At 66.3% G+C, this 519-nt stretch carries 1 protein-coding gene; it reads right to left on the minus strand.

Translation table 11 applies throughout. The annotated features are described in order from the left end of the window. Positions 1 to 519: hypothetical protein (locus AC3WR5_RS33500; RefSeq protein ID WP_492490120.1), on the minus strand; the 519-nt coding region annotated here is incomplete at both ends.

The following is a 519-nucleotide window of genomic DNA, read 5'->3' on the forward strand; positions in this document are numbered from 1 at the left end:
TCGTCATAGCCCATCGTGCGGGTGTGCGAGCCTGCGGTGGTGTCGGTCGTGGCCAGGTAGTCGTTCAGCGTGGCGACGTTGGCGTTGGCGTCGTAGGTGAGGCCGACCTGGTAGACGATGCCCACGCCGGGGTTGGTGTCGGTGATGCTGCTGGGCAGGTAGCGGTCGTTCAACGAAATCTGGCGCACGATGCCATTGCCGAATGTGTAGCCAGTCAGCGCGCCATTGGCTTTTCGGGTGACAGCGGTGGCGTGGCCCCCGGCCGAGCCTTGTTCGCCGAAGGCGGTGGGGCTCTGGGCCGGGCGGGCACTGTCCGGATAGGTCAGGTAACTTTCATCGCCGTTGGCGTTGTACTCGTGCTTGACGGGGTAGCTGCTGCCGCCGCTGAAGGCGAGCACTTCGTCGGTGAGCAGGCGGCGGTTGTTGTAGGTGTAGGTCCAGGTGGTGTTGCCCTTGGCCACGGTGGCAGGCAGGCCGTCGCCGGTCAGCGTGCGGGTGGTGCCCAGGGTCGTGCCGTCG

The sequence above is a fragment of the Ideonella sp. FW305-24 genome, from assembly GCF_058788035.1.